This is a genomic window from Curtobacterium oceanosedimentum, from assembly GCF_020297365.1.
In the GTDB taxonomy this organism is placed as follows: domain Bacteria; phylum Actinomycetota; class Actinomycetes; order Actinomycetales; family Microbacteriaceae; genus Curtobacterium.
On sequence record NZ_JAIXIG010000008.1, the window covers coordinates 108,901 to 127,273 of the forward strand.

The window sequence follows — 18,373 nt, forward strand, 5'->3', positions numbered from 1 at the left end:
GCACCCCTCCCTCGCAAGCTCGGTCGGCGCGCCCCGCGTGACGCTGGCGCGTCACCGCTGAGCGGGGCGCGCCCGTCCGTCGAAGATCGCGTCTAGATCGCGCGGACCGCGTCGAGCAGCTCGGCGACCGGGACGTCGCGGCGGTCGCCCGTCGCGCGGTCCCAGAGCTCGACGACGCCGTCGGCGGCACCACGACCGGCGACGACGACGATCGGCATGCCGAGCAGTTCCGCGTCGCGGAGCTTCACGCCGGGCGAGACCTTCGGCCGGTCGTCGTAGACGACCTCGAAGCGCTCGCCCTCGAGCTGCGCGACGATGTCCGTCGCCAGGTCGTAGGCGACCGCGTCCTTGCCCGTGGCGACCACGTGCACGTCGAAGGGCGCGACGTTCTTCGGCCAGACCAGGCCCTTCTCGTCGTTGTGCGCCTCGGCCAGGATCGCCAGGATGCGCGTCACGCCGATGCCGTACGACCCCATCGTGACGGTCGCGAGCTTGCCGTTCTCGTCCTGCACCTTGAGCCCGAGCGCCTCGGCGTACTTGCGGCCGAGCTGGAAGACGTGACCGATCTCCATGCCACGAGCGGTCTCGAGCGGGCCGGAGCCGTCGGGCGCCGGGTCACCGGCACGGACGTCCGAGACCTCGGCGACGCCGTCGGCGGTGAAGTCGCGGCCCATGACGAGGCCGGAGACGTGCACGCCGCGCTCGTTGGCGCCGGTGATCCAGCTCGTTCCGTCGACCACGCGGGGGTCGACGAAGTAGCGGATGCCCGAGGGGCTGTCGGCACCCAGGACCTGCGGGCCGATGTAGCCCTTCACGAAGACGCCGGGGTGCTTCTTGAAGTCGTCGTCGCCGGCGGCCTCGACCTCGGCCGGCGCGAACGCCACCTCGGCGCGCTTCAGGTCGACGTCGCGGTCACCCGGCAGCCCGACGACCACGACCTCGCGCGTGCCGTCGAGGTGGGTCAGGGCGAGGACGACGTTCTTCAGCGTGTCCGCCGCCGTCCAGGGGGCACCCTCGCGCGGGGCGGCCTGGTTCGCGTGGGCGACGAGGGTGTCGATCGTCGGGGTGTCCGACGCCGGCAGGGTGCTCGGCTCGGGGAGCCCCTCGACCGGACGGGCCTCGGGCACCGGGGTGACGTACGCCTCGACGTTGGCCGCGTAGCCGCCCGCGCTGCGCACGAAGGTGTCCTCGCCGACGCCGATCGGGTGCAGGAACTCCTCGGACTTCGAGCCGCCCATCGCGCCGGCGTCCGCCTTCACGATCACGTACTCCAGGCCGAGGCGCGCGAAGATCTGCTCGTAGGCGTCGCGCATGATCTGGTAGCTGCGCTCGAGGCCCTCGTCGGTGAGGTCGAACGAGTACGCGTCCTTCATCGTGAACTCGCGGCCGCGCAGCAGACCGGCTCGCGGGCGTGCCTCGTCGCGGTACTTGTCCTGGATCTGGAACAGCGTGACCGGCAGGTCCTTGTACGAGCCGTACAGGTCCTTCACCAGGAGCGCGAACATCTCCTCGTGCGTGGGGGCGAGCAGGTAGTCGGAACCCTTGCGGTCCTGCAGCCGGAACATGCCGTCGCCGTACTCGGTCCAGCGGTTCGTCGCCTCGTAGGGCTCGCGGGGCAGCAGCGCGGGCAGCAGGACCTCCTGCGCACCCGCGGCGACCATCTCCTCGCGGATGATGCCCTCGATCTTGGCGCGCACCCGCAGGCCGAGCGGCAGCCACGCGAAGATCCCCGGGGACTGGCGACGGACGTACCCGGCGCGGACGAGCAGCTTGTGGCTCGTCACCTCGGCGTCGGAGGGGTCGTCGCGGAGCGTACGGAGGAACAGATGCGAAAGCCGAGTGACCACGCGCCAAGCCTAGCGGCGGCGCGCGGGCGGCGCGGGTCGCGCCGTGCCCGCGGCTCCGTCGCCACCGTGACGACGGACGGGTGGTCGCGCCTAGGGCGTCGTGATGACCTGGACGGACCCGGTGGCGGCCGCCGGACCCATCTCGTCGGCGATGCGGTTCGCCTCGGCGATCAGGGTGGCGACGATCTCGCGCTCCGGGACGGTCGCGATGACCTCGCCCTTCACGAAGATCTGCCCCTTGCCGTTGCCCGAGGCGACGCCGAGGTCGGCCTCGCGCGCCTCGCCGGGGCCGTTGACGACGCAGCCCATGACGGCGACGCGCAGGGGCACGGTCATGCCCTCGAGCCCCTTGGTGACGTCGTTCGCCAGCTGGTAGACGTCGACCTGGGCGCGGCCGCAGCTCGGGCACGAGACGATCTCGAGCTTGCGCTCGCGCAGGTTGAGCGACTGCAGGATCTGCAGGCCGACCTTGACCTCCTGCGCCGGCGGGGCGGAGAGCGACACGCGGATGGTGTCACCGATGCCCTCGGCCAGCAGGATGCCGAACGCCGTGGCGCTCTTGATCGTGCCCTGGAACTCCGGCCCGGCCTCGGTCACGCCGAGGTGCAGGGGCCAGTCCCCCGCCGCTGCGAGCTGGCGGTAGGCCTTGACCATGACGATCGGGTCGTTGTGCTTGACGGAGATCTTGAAGTCGTGGAAGTCGTGCTCCTCGAACAGGCTGGCCTCCCACACCGCCGACTCGACGAGCGCCTCGGGCGTGGCCTTGCCGTACTTCTGCAGCAGGCTCGGTTCGAGCGAACCCGCGTTCACGCCGATGCGCAGGCTCACACCGGCGTCCTTGGCGGCCTTCGCGATGGCACCGACCTGGTCGTCGAACTTGCGGATGTTGCCGGGGTTCACACGAACGGCCGCGCACCCGGCGTCGATCGCCTGGAACACGTACTTCGGCTGGAAGTGGATGTCGGCGATCACCGGGATCTGCGACTTCTTGGCGATGATCGGCAGCGCGTCGGCGTCGTCCTGGCTGGGGACGGCGACGCGGACGATGTCGCAGCCCGAGGCGGTGAGCTCGGCGATCTGCTGCAGGGTCGCGTTGATGTTCGTCGTCGGCGTCGTGGTCATCGACTGCACCGACACCGGCGCGTCACCGCCGACGAGCACCTTGCCGACCCGGATCTGCCGCGACCGGCGACGGGGGGCGAGGGTTTCGGGCGACTTGGGCATACCGAGGTTCACTGCGGGCACGGGTGCACTCTACGCGCTCGGTCTGACCTCGCCGGGTCCGGTCGCCGCGGGTCCGTTCAGACGTCGCCGACGGAGTCGACGACGGTGATGAGCGGCGCGTAGAGCCGCATCACCGCGAGTGCCCGCTCGTGGTCCTCGTCGCTCGCGCCGGCGCACGCGTCGGCGACGACGGTCACGGTCGCGCCTGCGTCGGCCGCCGCGAGTGCGGTCGACAGCACGCAGCAGTCCGTGGACACGCCCGTCAGCACCAGGTGCGGGTGGTCCCCGACCACGGCCTGGAGGCCCGTCCCCCACTTGCCGAAGGTGGGCTCGGTCACGACGGGGTCGTCCCGGTCCGCGGCGGCCGACGCGAAGGGCTCGGTGAGGGCGTTCAGGGGGTCGGCGTCCGGGACGAGCGCGAAGGGCCAGTCCCGGTAGTACGGCACCCACGCCCCCTGCGGCTCGGACGGTGCGACGAAGCGGGTGAACACCGTGCGGGCGGTGAACCGCGGCAGCAGCCGTTCGATGCCGGCGCCGGCGTGGTCGTAGCGCGGGGCTGCCCACGGGCTCTCCCCCGTGAAGACCTGCTGCATGTCGACGACGACGAGCCAGGCGTCCGCGGGCACCGTCATCGCAGGGACTCCTGGCGACGGACGGACCCCCGGGCGAGGACGAGCGTGCCGAGGAACCCGACGACCAGGGCCACGAGGACGCCGAGGTTGGCGTAGGCCCAGGGTCCCCCACGGCCACCGAGCCCGAGCGGTCCGAGCAGGTAGCCCTGCCAGCTCAGCCAGGCCGGTGACGCCAGGGTCACCAGGCCCCAGCCGAGCGCCGTGCCGACGGCGACCAGGGCGATCGCGCCCCACCGGACGTCGCCGTAGCGCCCGCGGCGGTCGTCGAGCTCGGCCTCGGCGTACGCCGTGCGGCGGAGCACGACGTCAGCCACGAAGACCCCGGCCCACGCCGCGATGGGCACGCCGAGCGTGATGAGGAACGCCTGGAACGGGATGATGAAGTTCTCGGCGAAGAACGCGATGTAGACGGCGCCGGCGACCATGAACAGCCCGTCGACCCCGGCGGCGACCGGACGCGGGATCCGCACGCCGACGCTCAGCAGGGCGAGCCCGGACGAGTAGATGTCCAGCACCGCGCCGCCGACGAGCCCGAGGATCGCGACGATCGCGAACGGCACCAGGAACCAGACCGGCAGGATCGAGGTCAGGGCGCCGATCGGGTCGCCCTGGATCGCGGCGTTCAGGTCGGCCGACGACCCGGCGAGCAGGACGCCGAAGACCACCAGGACCGCCGGGGCGAGCGCGCCGCCGAACGTCGTCCACCCGACGACCCCACGGGTGGACGCCGCACGCGGCAGGTACCGCGAGTAGTCGGCGGCGGCGTTCACCCACCCGAGGCCGAAGCCGGTCATCACGAGCACCAGGGCGCCGATGACCTGCTGGGCACTACCGGACGGCATCGCACCGACGACGGCGAGGTCGACGGACGGCGCCGCGAGCACGATGTAGACGACCGTGAGCACCGCCGTGATGACCGTGATCCACGTCTGCAGCCGCATGATGACGTCGAAGCCCGCGACGCCCGCGCCGACGACGAGCGCCGCGACGACGATCAGCGCGACGACCTTCGTCAGCACGCCGCCGTCCCAGCCGAGCTCGGTGAAGACCGTCGAGGTCGCCAGGACCGCCAGGGCCGCGAGCGAGGTCTCCCACCCGACGGTGAGCACCCAGCTCAGGAACGACGGCACCCGGTTCCCGCGCACGCCGAAGGCCGCGCGGCTGAGCACCATCGTGGGGGCCGAGCCGCGTTTGCCCGCGATCGCGACGATGCCGCACAGCAGGAACGAGAAGGCGACACCGACGACGGAGACGATGGTCGCCTGCCAGAACGAGATGCCGAACCCGATGACGAAGGACCCGTAGGCGATGCCGAGGACGGAGATGTTCGCCGCGAACCACGGCCAGAACAGGCCACGCGGGGTGCCCTTCCGGTCCGACTCGGCGATGACGTCGAGGCCCTGCCGTTCGACGGCGCGGACTTCCGGAGCTGTGCTCATGGAGTGAGCGTAGTGCTCCGGCGGAGTCGCCCCGCTACCCGAACAGGTCCACCGGGCGCACGAGGTCGGCGTAGATGAGCAGGGCGCTCATGCCGGCCAGGAGCACCACGACGACCATCGTCAGCGGCATCGTCTTCGCCAGGTCGATGGGCCCCGGGTCGGCCTTGCCCACGAGCCGGAAGGCACGGCGCTTGATCGCCTCCCACAGGGCACCCGCGATGTGCCCGCCGTCGAGGGGCAGGAGCGGCACCATGTTGAGCACGAACAGGCCGATGTTGAGCGAGGCGAGGAGCCCGAGGATCGTGTAGGCCTTGTCCACCACGGGCACGCCGCTCATCGACGAGACCTCGCCGATGGCCCGACCGACGCCGACCACCGAGACGGGGCTGTCCTGCGACCGTTCCTGGGCACCGAACGCCGCGTTCCACACGGCCACCAGGCGCTGCGGCAGGTCGATGATGAGGTGCGCCGACGCGGCGATCTGGGCGCCGGTCGCGGGCAGGACCTCGGCCGGCGACTGCCGCACCAGGGACTGCCCGATGCTGACGCCGACCACGCCGACCTGCTGCGTCTTCGTGGTGCCGTCGTCGCCCTCGACCGCCTTGCCCTCGGCGTCGGTGACGTCGCGGGTGGCCGTCGCCGGCGTGATCTCGAGCGTCTTCTCGGCCCCGTCGCGCTCCACCACGACCGTGACCTGCTCGCCCGCCGACCGCTGGAAGACCTGCGAGACCCGCGCGATGGTCGGGTCCTGCTCGCCGTTCACCGACAGTACGACGTCGCCGGACCGGATGCCGGCCTGCTTCGCCGGGGACTCCTCGTCGCCCGGGGCGCACTCGGTGGCCTGGCTGGTCGGCAGCACGCAGTCGACGCTCGACGTGAAGGTCGTGGTCGGGGCACCGAACCCGCACAGCAGCACGCCGAACAGCACGATGCCGATCACCAGGTTCATGGCCGGACCGGCGACCATCACGATGATCCGCTTCCACGGGGTGAGCCGGTAGAAGGCCCGCGAGTCGTCGCCGCCCGAGTCCGCGATCTGCTCGGCGCTGGCCTGTCGGGCGTCCTGCACGAACGCCCCGTACATGCCGGTGTTCGTGATGGCGTTGGCACGACCAGAGGCACGCGGCTTGAGCATGCCGACCATCGAGATGTAGCCGCCGAGCAGGATCGGTCGGATGCCGTACTCGGTCTCACCCCGGCGGAACGACCAGATCGCCTTGCCGAAGCCCAGCGAGTACTGCGTCACCTTGACGTTGAAGAGCTTCGCGAAGGACAGGTGCCCCAGCTCGTGGAGTCCGATCGAGACCAGCAGGCCGATGATGAAGACGACCACGCCGAGGACGAAGAGCAGGACGGATTCGACGGTCACCGGGAAAGGGTACGGGACCGATCCCATGACGGAGCCGAGCGCCGTCTGGGAGGTGAGGCGGGCCTCTCCCCACCGGCACGGCCGTCCCGCCGCTGACGCGTCGCGCCGGAACCGGCGGTGTGGGCCCAGGCCTGTGCGTCACGGACGCGATCTGCCGACGCCGATGCGAACGGGAGGCGCGACTCGCGTCAGCGGGTCAGCGCGCGGTCCGCCGCGGTGCGGGCCCACTGCTCCGCCGCCAGCACGCCGTCGAGGGACGACTCCCCCGCGGTGTGCTCGTCGACGATGCGCTCGACGGTGTCGACGATGTCGAGGAAGCCGATCGCCCCGGCGTGGAAGGCGGCGACGGCCTGCTCGTTCGCGGCGTTGAAGACGGCCGGGAACGTGCCGCCGAGCTCGCCGACGCGCTTGGCGAGGGCGACGGCACCGAACGCGTCGGCGTCGAGCGGCTCGAAGGTCCACGTGCTGGCGGTCGTCCAGTCCAACGGGACGCCGACGCCGGGGACGCGGTCCGGCCAGGCCAGGCCGAGCGCGATCGGCAGCCGCATGTCGGGCGGCGACGCCTGCGCGATGGTGGAGCCGTCGACGAACTCGACCATCGAGTGCACGATCGACTGCGCGTGCACGGTGACGTCGATGCGGTCGTACGGGACGCCGAACAGCAGGTGCGCCTCGATGACCTCGAGTCCCTTGTTCACCAGGGTCGCGGAGTTCGTCGTGACGACGAGCCCCATGTCCCAGGTCGGGTGCGCCAGTGCCTGTGCCGGGGTGACGTCGGTCAGCTGCTCGCGGGTGCGCCCGCGGAAGGGGCCGCCGCTCGCGGTGAGCACGAGCCGCCGGACCTCGGTGTCCGCACCCGACCGCAGGGCCTGCGCGATCGCCGAGTGCTCGCTGTCCACCGGCACGATCTGGCCGGGCGCGGCCGCCTGCTGCACGAGCGGGCCGCCGACGATCAGGCTCTCCTTGTTCGCGAGGGCCAGCGTCGCACCGCTCTCGAGTGCGGCGAGGGTCGGGCCGAGCCCGACGGAACCGGTGATCCCGTTCAGCACGACGTCGGCCTCGACGCTCCGGACCAGGCGTTCCGCGTCCTGCGCGCCGAACGCCGTGTGGCGGACGCCGAAGCGCTCGGCCTGCTCGGCGACGAGGTCCCGGTTGCTGCCGGCCGTGAGGCCGACGACCTCGAAGCGGTCGGGGTTGCGGGCGACGACGTCGAGTGCCTGCGTGCCGATCGACCCGGTGCTGCCGAGGACGACGATGCGTCGCCGGCCCGGGCCGGTGCTGCCGAGCACGTCGTCAGCGCCCCCGGTCACGGTCAGCCCTTGGCGAGGACGTCGACGACGAAGACGAGCGTGGCGTTCTTCGGGATGCCCGAGCCCTCCTGGGGGTTCGCGCCGTAGGCGTCCTCCGGGGTCGCGACGATCAGCACCTGCGAGCCGACCTTCTGGCCGACGAGCCCGGTGACGAAGCCCTTGATGAGCGCGCTCTCCGAGATCGTGAAGGTCGTCGGCACGCCCTTCGACCACGAGGAGTCGAACTCCTTGCCGGTGTCGTAGACGACGCCCTTGTACTGCACGAGGGCGGTGTCGCCGTCGGCGATCGTGGCACCGTCGCCCTGCTTGAGCACCTCGACCGTGGTCTTGGTGGGCGCCTTCACGCCGTCGGGGATGGTGATCTCCGGCTCGCCGGACTTCTTGTCCTCGACCGTGGGCAGGCCCGGGTCCTGGTCCTGCGGGGTGCCGTTCGCCTTGGTCGGGGTCTGCGCGACGACGTCCGCCACGACCACGATCTCGCCGCCGGTGTTGAACCCGAGCGCCGAGGACTGTCCGACCACGGCGAACCGGTCGCCGACCTTCGAGCAGGCCAGGAGCGCACCGAAGCCGGACCCGCCGACCGAGAGCACCTGCGGGTTGCCCTCGTCGAAGCCGACGGTGCCGAGCTTCTTCGCGTCCGACGCCTCGTAGACGCTGTACGACACCTGCGCGTAGTCGCCGTCGTCCAGCGCGGCACCCGTGCCCTTCACGAGCCGGGTCGCCTCCGGGGTCTTCGCGGACAGGCCCTTGTCGAACGAGACCTTCGGGGCGGCACCGCTGCCGAACGCGCCCTTCGCCGTGATGGCGTCGGAGGAGTCGCCCGGGTCGGGGCACGACGTGATCGCCGAGGCGGTGGCCTTGGCGGACGGGGTCGGCGACGCCGAGGACCCGTCCGAGCCGGGGCCGGAGCAGGCGGCGAGTCCCAGCACGACGGCGGGGACGATGGCGATCGGGAGCAGGCGGAGACGCTTCACGAGAACCTAGTGTGCCCCACCATCCGACGAGTTCCCTGCCGATGACGCAGCACGGACGACGGTCCGTGGTTCGTGGTGCACCGGGAAGGCGACCGAGCGCGCGATGAAGCAGAGCTCGTTGGCGGTCGCGTGGGCGGCCTCGGCGTCGGCGACGCGGTCCGCCTCGAGGATCGTGACGACGGGGTGCAGTGTGGCGCTGGTCAGCTCCCCCGACCCGTCGCGGTTCAGGGTGAGGGACGCGGTGGCGGTGTCGTGGTAGTCGACGACCGTGAACCCCCGGGTGACCGCCACGTGCAGGTAGCTGAGCATGTGGCACTGGGCCAGCGCGGCGAGGACCATCTCCTCGGGGTTCCACCGGTCGCGGTCGCCACGGAAGGTCGGGTCGGCGGAACCGGGGACGTCGGGCTTGCCGACCGCGGACACGACGTGCTCGCGGCCGTAGTCGCGGTACCCGGAGGTGCCGGTCCCCCGGTCTCCGGTCCAGCTGACGGCGACTTCGTAGGAGTGGTCGTGCACGGGTGGTCCTTCCTCGGTGCCGTCGGGCGTCGTGCGGCTTGGCTAGCATGGCGGCATGACGGTGAGCCCCGACATCCGCACTGATCGCCATCCTCTCACCGCCGACGGGTCCGTCGAACTGGCGGTCCTCGAACGCTCCGGGTTCGACGAGAGCCGACACATCGGCGCCGGGGTGGTGGTGGCACCCGACGGCACCGTCCTCGACGCCGTGGGTGACGTCTCCGCGAGCATCTACCCGCGATCCACGATGAAGCCCTTCCAGGCCCTGGCGGTCCGTCGCGCCGGCGCGCTGTTCTCGGACGAGGAGCTCGTGCTCACCACGGCGAGCCATGCCGGCACCGCGGCACACCAGGCCCTCGCCCTGCACATGCTCGAGTCGTTCGACCACGTCGAGGCAGACCTCGGCTGCCCGCCGGACATGCCGTTCGACCGCGGCACCGGGCGCACCATGGACGGTCCGCGGCGCCTGGCGATGAACTGCTCGGGCAAGCACGCCGGGATGCTCGCCGCCTGCCGGGTGAACGGCTGGGACGAGGCCACCTACCTGGACATCGACCACCCGATGCAGCAGCGCGTCCGCTCCGTCGTCGAGGAGTACACGCACGAGCACGTCGATCTGGTCGGCACCGACGGCTGCGGCGCCCCCGTGTTCCCGCTGACCCTGAGCGGACTCGCGCGCGGCTTCGCGGGCGTCGTCGCGCGGGCCGACGACGACTCGGCGGCGCTGACCGACGCGGTCCTGGCGCACCCCTGGGCGATCGACGGCGTCGGACGCGCGAACACCGTCACGATCGAGCGCCTGCAGGTGCTGGCGAAGCTCGGCGCCGAGGGCGTCATGGTGATGGGGCTGCCGGGCGGCGCCGCGGTCGCCGTCAAGGTGCTCGACGGTTCGCAGCGCGCCGGCACCCTGGCGGCGCTCGCCCTGCTCGAACGCAACGGCCTGGTGGCGGCGGACGGTGTCGCTGCGGTGCTCGCCGCGACCGGTGAGCAGGTGCTCGGCGGCGGCGTGCCGGTCGGCGAGGTCCGTCGGGGCGCCGGCCTGCGCTGACCCCGCTGCTCCTGGGCCGCTGGTACGGCGTTCCGGCTCATGCCGTCGGCGTACCCGGGGCGTCCGGGTCCCGGTGCAGCACCGGGAGTTTCGGGAGCGCCGGGGACACGGTCGTGGCGTGCTGGTCGCCGTGTCGGCGGACCGAGCAGCCGTAGCGCGTGACCTCGACGGTGACGTCCCACCGCCGCGGTACGGCACCGAGGCCCGGGACGAGCACGACCGTGCCGCGAGGGCGGCCGTCGTCCTGCACCCGGACCGCTGCCGCGGTGTCCGGTGGCAGTGGTCTCATCGGTCCCTCCGCCGCATCGCGGAGCAGACCCGGCGCCGCGGCCGTCCGGAGCTCGGCGGCTCCGGCGGCTCCGGCGTCACCGACGGCGAGCCGGAGTTGCTCGACGATCCCGCGGAACACGGCCGCGGCCAGTGCGCCCCTGCCGACGACCACGACGTGCGACCGTTCGGGCACCTCGACCGCGGTGCCGTCGGGGCGACGGCCGAGCACGAGGACCGGTGCGCCGTCATCGTGAGCCCGCTGCTCGTCCGTAGCGAGGGCCGCAGCGGGCGGAGTGAGCACGGGTGGAGTGGTCACGGGTGGAGTGGCCACGGGCGGGGTCGGTCCGGTCGCCGCTTCGCCCACCGACCGGTGCAGCAGCACGTCGACCAGGGCGCAGCAGGCCGCCGCCACGAACAGGACCCAGCGCTGGCCGCCGGACAGCGGCGCCAGGAGTCCCGTCAGAGCGAGTGCGCACGCCGCCCCGACGACGAGACAGCGGGCGCGGAACGGGGACACGATGCCATCGCACCACCCCGAGCGCGTCGCCACGGGCTGTGGCCGTCATCTGTGGAGAAGTCGACGCTGCGGCGCGTGACCGTCGTCTGTGGAGCAGTCGACGGCCCGCCTGTGTTCACTGCACCAGGAAGAACTGCTCCCCGATGTCGACCCGGGCGCCGCGCTCGACGCGGTAGCGACGACCCGGCTCGCACCGACGGATCGACCCGTCGACGTGCCGGACCACCGTGCCGTTGCCGGAGAACCGGTCCGAGACCCAGAGGTCCTCGCCGTCGCGACCGAGTTCGAGGTGGGTCTTCGACACCGACTTGCCCGGGTCGTGCACGGTCAGCAGGTCGTCGAACCGCTCACCGGGCTGGGGACGCGGAAGCCGACCGAGCAGGCCCGTCCCGTGCACGCCGAACCGCTCGCCCGTGCTGAAGTGCAGCACGAAGGGGGCGTGCGTCGGGGTCTTCGCCACGATGCGGGTCTCGTCGACGTCCTCGTCGAGTTCGTCGGAGCCGGCCACCGGCGCGGGACGGTCGTCGGGTGCAGCGCGGTCGTCGAGTGCGGGACGATCCTGCGGCGGGAGCGAGAGCGCCGGGTTCGTCGCGCCGGGGATCGGCGGCAGCGGGGCGGCGGTGGGCGCGGGGGTGGCCGTCGCGGCCGGCGCGGAGGTCGGCGCGTTCGCGGAACCCGGGACCGGTGGGATCGGCGAGCCGGCGAACGGGGACCAGCGGCTCGGGGCCTCCGACCCGGACAGGGGTGCCGCGTGTGCACCGCGCGGACGGTCGGACTGGGCAGCGTCGTCCGGCGAACCGATCGGCCACCGCTCGTCGGCGTCCTGCTGCGCGGAGGGATCGGTGCCGTCCGCCGTGGGCGCGGAGGAGGACTCGGTGCTCGTGCCGTCGCGGTCGTCCTGCGCGTCCGGGGTCGCGGTCCGAGCCCGGCGACCGGTGCTGGTCGGAGCCTGCGACCAGGACGAGGCGACCGAGCCGGTCGTCCCCTCCACGTCGGTCGGCAGGTCTGCCGCTCGCAGGCCGTGCGCGTCGGCCCGGCCGTCGGTGTCGGCTGCGGCGTCCGCATCGGTCGAGCCGGGTGAGTCCGTGGTGCCGGCCGTGGTGCCGGCCGTACCGGCCGTTCCCTCGGTGCCGTCCGATGCCGCGGTGCTGTCGGACGCCGTGGCGTCGTCGGACGCTCCGGAGCCGTCGGGGGCTTCGGCGTCGTCGGACGCCGCGACGTCGACGGAGTCGTTCGCCGCCCAGTCGGGCCGCAGCATGGGCAGGGGCACGACCGGTCCCGTGAAGGCCGCCGTCACGGCGGGTCGGACCGCACCGCACTCGCCGCAGAAGATGTCGTCGGGCTCGAGCTGGTTGCCGCAGACGTGGCAGATGGTCGTCGCGTGCATGCCCGGAGTCACGAGGGGGGACGGCCGCTGCGGGCGACGGTCGACCAACGGCTCGACGACGGCGGTGTCGCCCGGTTGCGGCGGCGAGACCACGGGCGGGTGCTCGACGGCAGGGCTACCCGGGTCGCCTGCGACGGCGTCGTGGGCCTGGTCCCCCTGCTGACCGGCGTCGATCCCCTGCTCGGCGTCCGGCTCGTCACCTGTGCCGGACAGGCCGGGGTTGTCCGACGCGCCGTCGTCGTCCGGCGCGGCCGGCATCGGCGGCACGACCGGGTCGGCCGGGGCCTGAGCCGAGGCGGTGCTGCGTCCCACCCACCAGGACGGACCGGCCGTTGCCGTCGGGGGCGCTGTCGCCGCGGGCGGCGCCCAGACCGGCGCGGCCGGCTCGGCGTGGGTCGGCGCGGTGGAGGTCGGCGCGGTGTAGGTCGGCTCGGTGTACTTCGGCTCGGAGCTGGTCTGGTCGTCGGGCTGGGACGCGTCACCCGCGCCCGTCGCCGGGACTGACGGCGCACCGTTGCCCGGGGCCAGCCGGGTGCGTTCGGGGTCGTCCTCTGCCGGGGCGCCGGCGGCCTCGGACGGGTAGGCGTTGGGGTCGAGGGGCGGCTCCTGCTCGCCGCGCGCCGGGGACCAGGCTGCGTCGGTCAGGCCGGACCCGGCTCCGTGCACGTGCGACGGGGCCTCCCTCGGGGCGAAGGCGTCGGGTCGCTCCACCGGCACGGCCGGCGAACCGGTTCCGCGGCGGTCGGCCCCGGTCAGCCACGCGCGGGTCGCCGGGTCGAGCGTCGACTCGGGCAACCAGGCGTCGGCGGCGGGGTCGGATCGGCGCCCGTGGGAGTCCGGCTGCTGCAGGGGCGGCGGCGGTGCCTGTTCGACGGGGGTCGGCGCGACCGGGCGACGGCTGGCCGCCGCGGTGACCGCGCGACCGCACTCACCGCAGAAGATCGCTCCGTCCGGGAGCATCGATCCGCAGTGTTCGCATCTGATCACGGGGTGCCTCTGTCCTCACTCGGCCGTCCACGACGCTCGTCCGGCCTCGGACCACTGTAGTCGCCGCGCCCCGACGGACCCTGGCCGCGTCCGCCCCGGACCCGCCCGGGCCGTCGCAGTGATCGGAGCGACACCGCCGAGCGGAACCGCTCCCGTCGGTTCCGACCCGTGTGCAAGGTGCCGATCGCGTCCTCGGTGGCCGACCACATGCGATCCGCCGTGGTCGCGTCGGGATCGTTCGGTCCGAAGACGGCACGGTCGGCGAGGGCAGCGAGGCCGGTACCGCCAGCACCCGGAGCGCCGGCGACGGCCTCACGCCGGGTGGCCGCGCCGAACACCTCGTGGCCACGGTCGAGCAGGGCGTCGCGGTACTCGTCCCAGGCGCCGACGATGCGACCCCGCGGCGTCGGGGCGTTCCGCCGCCTCCGCCGTCGGACGCGCTTGGCCGCGACGATCAGGGCGAAGGGCAGCAGGACGATCGCCAGGACGCCGAGCACGCCGAGCGCCCAGGGCAGGACGGCGAGCAGGATCTGCAACCACAGCGGCTGCACCGGCGGCGTGTTGCGGTCGCTCTCCGGCGGCGCCTGCTGGTCCTGGTCCTGGCGGTCGACGGGCGGCGGCGGCACGACGGTCTCCGGTCGGGTCACCGGCTGCGGGGTCTGCTGCTGCTCGTTCGGGATCTCGCGCACGGTGGGGTTCGGGTTGAGCAGCACCCACCCCCACTGGGCGGTGTCGACCTCGATGCGCGCCGTGACGTCCGATCCCCGGAAGGTCGTCGTGCCGCCCTGCTCAGCCGATGCACCGCGCGCGGCAGCACCACCGGCGTCGCCACCGGACGTGAACCCCATGACGACCCGCGCCGGGAAGCCGAGTTCGTCGGCCATCAGCGCCGCCGCCGCCGCGTACTGCTCCTGGTCACCGATCATCAACGGCGCGGTCAGCAGCTCCTGGATCCGGTCGGCGCCGTGCCCGGACCGGCTCGTCCGGTCGTCGCCGACGCCGTGGCTGACGTAGCCGTTGCGCTTGAGCGACTGCAGTGCCGCCAGCAGCTTCGCGCCGGGTGTCGTCGCACTCGCCGTCGTCGACTCCACCGTGTCGCGCACCGCGTCGGGCACGTCGCGCGCGGTCGGCACCGAGGCGTCGCCGGGTCGGGCGGACGCGAGCTGCCGTTCGGTCGGCTGGTCGGGCAGCACGGCCGTCAGCTCGTACGAGGTGCCCTCGTCGACGCCGCCGATCACCGCCCCCGTGCTCGTCGAGTCGTTGTAGAAGAACGCGCCCCGGGTCTCGTCCGCGCCGGCCCCCGTGAAGTCGACCCGTTCCAGGTCGCCGACGGTCGGCAGCCAGACGCCGCGGTAGCCCTCGACGGTGACACCGACGTCGACCGTCGTGCCCCGGGCACCGCGGACGTCGACCGCGGTCGGCACGCGCTCGAAGGTGCCGGACGCCGTCCCACCGTCGGAGCCGCCCACCCGGTAGACGACGCCGTCGTACGTGTCGAGGGTGGCGATTCGGACGAACCCGTCCTCGGGCAGACCCGACACCCGCAACTGCGGCGCGTCCGCGGTGTCCTGCTCCTCGTAGGACCGGAACCCGCTCAGCGGGCTGACGTGGTCGCGCGGGTCGAAGGGCTTGACGACGTCGGTGCGGGCGACGGTGCGCTCGGCCGACGGCGGCGCGACGAGGCCGAGTCCGGTCGCGACGACCGCCGCGGCGACGATGGTCCCGGTGCCGACGAGCGCGGGGCGCACGATCGACCGCGCGACCGGCACGCGGGACCCGATGGTCGTCGCCACCGCCACGGCCCGCCGCACGTGCCGGACGGTCAACGCCCACACCAGCGCGATCGCGACCAGCACCACGGCCGTCACGATCGACGTGTCGAGTCGACTCGGTCCGACCACGATGCCGACGGCGAACAGCACCAGCGCCGGGATGCTCGCGAGCTCCTGCCTGGAGGCGCGGGTCGCCACGCTCACGGCCGTCACCGTGGCCACGAGGAGCGTCACGAAGTACGGCACGAGCAACGCCTCGTACGACCCCACCGGCAGGCTGATGGTCACCAGCTGCTTCCACCCGAGCGCAACGCCGGCGAACAGGTCGACGAGGCCACGCCCGGTGGGCAGCAGTCCGTTCGCCTGGCTCGGCACCGCCGCCGGGACGCCGCTGACCGTGAAGGCCGCGACCGTCGCGATCGCCACCACGGCGGTCGGCAGGCGCAGCACCGCACCGAGCAGCGCGACGACCGTCCCGAGCACGATCGCGGTCGCCGCTGCCGTGACCATCGCGCCGTCGCGGTGGATCGGCCACCACGAGGTGCTCGCCACCGCCAGCAGCAGCCACACCACGAGCGTGCCGCCAGCCAGCCGGAACGGGACGAGCCGTCGTGCGTCGCGGCGGTCGGAGCGCCGGGTCGAGCGTCGCGCGCGGTCGACGGGCGGGGAGGGCGCGGCGACCGGTGCCTCGCTCACGCTGCCGCCGCCGACCGGTGCAGGGCGTGCCGGAGGTCGTCCAGGTAGCCGATGGTCATGACGGTCAGACCCGCGACGCGCAGGAACCGGGGCTGGGCCTCGGGCTCGCAGATCACCGCGACGACCTCGACCCCGACCGGGAACCGCGTCGCCGCGAGTCGGAGTGCCGGCAGGCCCACGGTCGACCCGACGACCAGGAAGGCCACCGAGATCCCCTCGGTCTCGGTCCCGACGATCCGCGCGACCTCTGCGATCGGCAGGCAGGCGTCCGCCAACCCCACCGAGGCGAAGTCGTCGAGCAGCCGCGTGGGCGTGACCGTCGGCAGGGTGCGGACGGCGTAGACCGCGCGCTTGGCGAACTCCGGCGTCCGCTGCGACACCACGACCGACACCTCGCGGCCGTCGCGGATCGCCCGGGCACCCAGCGAGGCAGCCGCGCTCACCGCGAGCTCGAACTCCTCGTCGTCGCCGAACTCGCCGCGCGCGATGCCGAGGGCGATCACCAGGTGCGACCGACGGGTGTCCTCGAACTGGCGCACCATGAGCGCGCCGGACTTGGCGGTCGACTTCCAGTGGACGGTGCGCGGGTCGTCGCCGGGCATGTACTCGCGGATCGCGTGGAAGGCGATGTCCGACGGGGACAGGTCCGTCGTCGCCTGGCCCTCGAGGTCGCGCACCAGGCCGGTGCTCGTCGACGGGATCGCGATGGTGCGGGGGTGCACGATGACCTGCTCGCGCGCGGTCCACACGACCTCGCGGCGCACGAGTCCGACCGGGTCGGCGCGCACACCGGTCACCGGTCCGACGTCGAGGACGCCCCGGCGCAGGGTCGGCACGGGGACCTCACGCTCGAAGGAACCGTTCGGTCCGATCACCGGGATCGCGACGTCGACGAGTCCGGAACCGACCGGGACCTCGACGGTCGTCGGCACGGACGGCAGACGGGTGGGGTTCTCGGCGGTGACCACGACACCGGCGTCGTCACCGACGGCCACGCGGTGCTGCGGCAGGCGCATCCGGATCGCCAGGCGCGACCGGCCGATCAGCGCGACGGCCGCGACGACGGCGAGCACCGCGCCGGCGAACCCGACGACCACGACCTCGCGCAGCCCGAACCGGTACCCGGCGACGAAGGCGACGAGCGTGAGCGCGGCGACCGTCCACCCGAGCCCGGTGACGACGGACGAGACCTCGCCCCAGGCACGCTTGACGAGCCTCCAGGCCGTCGCCCAGACACGCACGATCCCGATGACCGCATCGGCCGCGACCCCGTCGCGGTCACCGACGATGCGGGTGCGGACGTTGGTCATGCCGGCGACCGTCCCCGTGCGCTCGTACGCCGTCGTGCCACGACGCGACCGCGTCGAGGACGGACGGCGGGAACGCGTCGAGACGGGCCGGCGGTCCGTCACGTCGTGGCCCGGTCGGCGGGCGGCGGGGTCTCGACCAGGAGCTGTGCGATGACGCTGGGGGCGCTGACGCCGTCGAACTCCGCCTCGGCGTCGAGCACCAGGCGGTGTGCGAGGACCGGGACGGCCAGTGCCTTCACGTCGTCGGGGGTGACGTAGTGGCGGCCGCTCAGGGCTGCGAGCACCCGTGCGGCACGGATGAGGCCCATCGCGCCACGGACGCTGACGCCCAGCCGGACCTCGCTGGCGGACCGGGTCGCGTCCACGAGTCGGGCGACGTAGTCGGCGATCACGGCGTCGACGTGCACCGTCCTGGCCAGTGCGGCCATCTCGGTGATGGTGGCGGCGGGCACGACGCTCGCCAGCGGGACCGACGCGGACGGCGCCGACGAGGTCTCGAGGATCTTGACCGTGGCGGCGTGGTCGGGGTAGCCGATGGAGGTCTTCATGAGGAAGCGGTCGAGCTGCGCCTCGGGCAGACGGTACGTGCCGGCCTGCTCGACCGGGTTCTGCGTCGCGATCACCATGAAGGGTGCGGCCAGGCGGTGGTTGACGCCGTCGACCGTGATCGCGGACTCCTCCATCGCCTCGAGCAGCGCGGACTGGGTCTTCGGGCTCGCGCGGTTGATCTCGTCGGCGAGCACGATGTTCGCGAACACCGGCCCGCGGTGGAAGTCGAACTCCTGGATGCGCTGGTCGTAGACGCTGATGCCCGTGATGTCGCCGGGCAGCAGGTCCGGCGTGAACTGGATGCGGTTCGTGGACCCCTGCACGCTCTGCGCCATCGCCCGCGCCAGGCTCGTCTTGCCGGTACCCGGGACGTCCTCGAGCAGCAGGTGTCCCTCGCTGAGCATCGCCGTGACCGCCAGGCGGATCACGAAGGTCTTCCCGAGGAGCACCTGCTCGACGTTCGTCACGATGCGGCCGGCGACGTCGGCGAACCAGGTGGCCTGCTCCGGGGTCATGCTCATGCGTG

14 protein-coding genes are annotated in these 18,373 nt (G+C 73.0%); 1 reads left to right on the forward strand and 13 read right to left on the reverse strand.

Annotated elements, in window-relative coordinates; genetic code table 11:
- Positions 1-92: 92 nt before the first annotated feature.
- The 8 genes from LEL83_RS05500 to LEL83_RS05535 form a co-directional block, all read right to left on the reverse strand.
- Positions 93-1,847, reverse strand: coding sequence for a proline--tRNA ligase (locus LEL83_RS05500; RefSeq protein ID WP_225558043.1), 1,755 nt, complete (start codon positions 1,845-1,847; stop codon positions 93-95).
- 90 nt (positions 1,848-1,937) lie between these two features.
- Positions 1,938-3,071, reverse strand: a complete 1,134-nt coding sequence (gene ispG / locus LEL83_RS05505) for a flavodoxin-dependent (E)-4-hydroxy-3-methylbut-2-enyl-diphosphate synthase (protein ID WP_225558059.1) — start codon at positions 3,069-3,071, stop codon at positions 1,938-1,940.
- 77 nt (positions 3,072-3,148) lie between these two features.
- Positions 3,149-3,703: a cysteine hydrolase family protein gene (locus LEL83_RS05510; RefSeq protein WP_225558044.1), complete on the reverse strand. Its 555-nt coding sequence runs from the start codon at positions 3,701-3,703 to the stop codon at positions 3,149-3,151.
- Positions 3,700-5,142 (reverse strand): purine-cytosine permease family protein, encoded by a 1,443-nt coding sequence (locus LEL83_RS05515; protein WP_225558045.1) that lies wholly within the window; start codon positions 5,140-5,142, stop codon positions 3,700-3,702. Before LEL83_RS05515 ends, LEL83_RS05510 begins: the two co-directional genes overlap by 4 nt.
- A 34-nt stretch (positions 5,143-5,176) precedes the next feature.
- On the reverse strand, positions 5,177-6,511 hold the full coding sequence (locus LEL83_RS05520) for a M50 family metallopeptidase (protein ID WP_198656001.1): 1,335 nt from the start codon (positions 6,509-6,511) through the stop codon (positions 5,177-5,179).
- Between the two features lie 188 nt (positions 6,512-6,699).
- Positions 6,700-7,821 (reverse strand): 1-deoxy-D-xylulose-5-phosphate reductoisomerase, encoded by a 1,122-nt coding sequence (gene dxr / locus LEL83_RS05525; protein ID WP_225558046.1) that lies wholly within the window; start codon positions 7,819-7,821, stop codon positions 6,700-6,702.
- Positions 7,822-7,823: 2 nt separating this feature from the next.
- Positions 7,824-8,795 (reverse strand): FKBP-type peptidyl-prolyl cis-trans isomerase, encoded by a 972-nt coding sequence (locus LEL83_RS16165; protein ID WP_198656002.1) that lies wholly within the window; start codon positions 8,793-8,795, stop codon positions 7,824-7,826.
- A 6-nt stretch (positions 8,796-8,801) separates the two neighbouring features.
- Positions 8,802-9,311 (reverse strand): OsmC family protein, encoded by a 510-nt coding sequence (locus tag LEL83_RS05535; RefSeq protein ID WP_225558047.1) that lies wholly within the window; start codon positions 9,309-9,311, stop codon positions 8,802-8,804.
- Positions 9,312-9,366: 55 nt separating this feature from the next.
- On the opposite strand from LEL83_RS05535, the gene LEL83_RS05540 reads away from it, so the two are divergent.
- Positions 9,367-10,359 carry an asparaginase gene (locus tag LEL83_RS05540; RefSeq protein WP_225558048.1) on the forward strand — a complete coding sequence of 331 codons (993 nt, stop codon included), beginning with the start codon at positions 9,367-9,369 and terminating at the stop codon, positions 10,357-10,359.
- A 37-nt stretch (positions 10,360-10,396) separates the two neighbouring features.
- On the opposite strand, the gene LEL83_RS05545 is transcribed toward LEL83_RS05540, so the two are convergent.
- From LEL83_RS05545 to LEL83_RS05565, 5 genes are all read right to left on the reverse strand, one after another.
- Entirely contained in the window at positions 10,397-11,146 is a 750-nt protein-coding gene (locus LEL83_RS05545) for a hypothetical protein (protein ID WP_225558049.1), read from the reverse strand.
- Between the two features lie 115 nt (positions 11,147-11,261).
- Positions 11,262-13,520 carry a zinc-ribbon domain-containing protein gene (locus tag LEL83_RS05550; protein WP_372454440.1) on the reverse strand — a complete coding sequence of 753 codons (2,259 nt, stop codon included), beginning with the start codon at positions 13,518-13,520 and terminating at the stop codon, positions 11,262-11,264.
- Positions 13,517-15,988: a TgpA N-terminal domain-containing protein gene (locus LEL83_RS05555; protein WP_225558051.1), complete on the reverse strand. Its 2,472-nt coding sequence runs from the start codon at positions 15,986-15,988 to the stop codon at positions 13,517-13,519. The genes LEL83_RS05550 and LEL83_RS05555 overlap by 4 nt, the downstream gene beginning before the upstream one ends.
- Positions 15,985-17,298, reverse strand: a complete 1,314-nt coding sequence (locus LEL83_RS05560) for a DUF58 domain-containing protein (protein WP_225558052.1) — start codon at positions 17,296-17,298, stop codon at positions 15,985-15,987. Before LEL83_RS05560 ends, LEL83_RS05555 begins: the two co-directional genes overlap by 4 nt.
- 98 nt (positions 17,299-17,396) lie before the next feature.
- A complete protein-coding gene (locus tag LEL83_RS05565) occupies positions 17,397-18,368 on the reverse strand; it encodes an AAA family ATPase (protein WP_225558060.1) in 972 nt (323 codons plus the stop codon).
- Between the last annotated feature and the right edge of the window lie 5 nt (positions 18,369-18,373).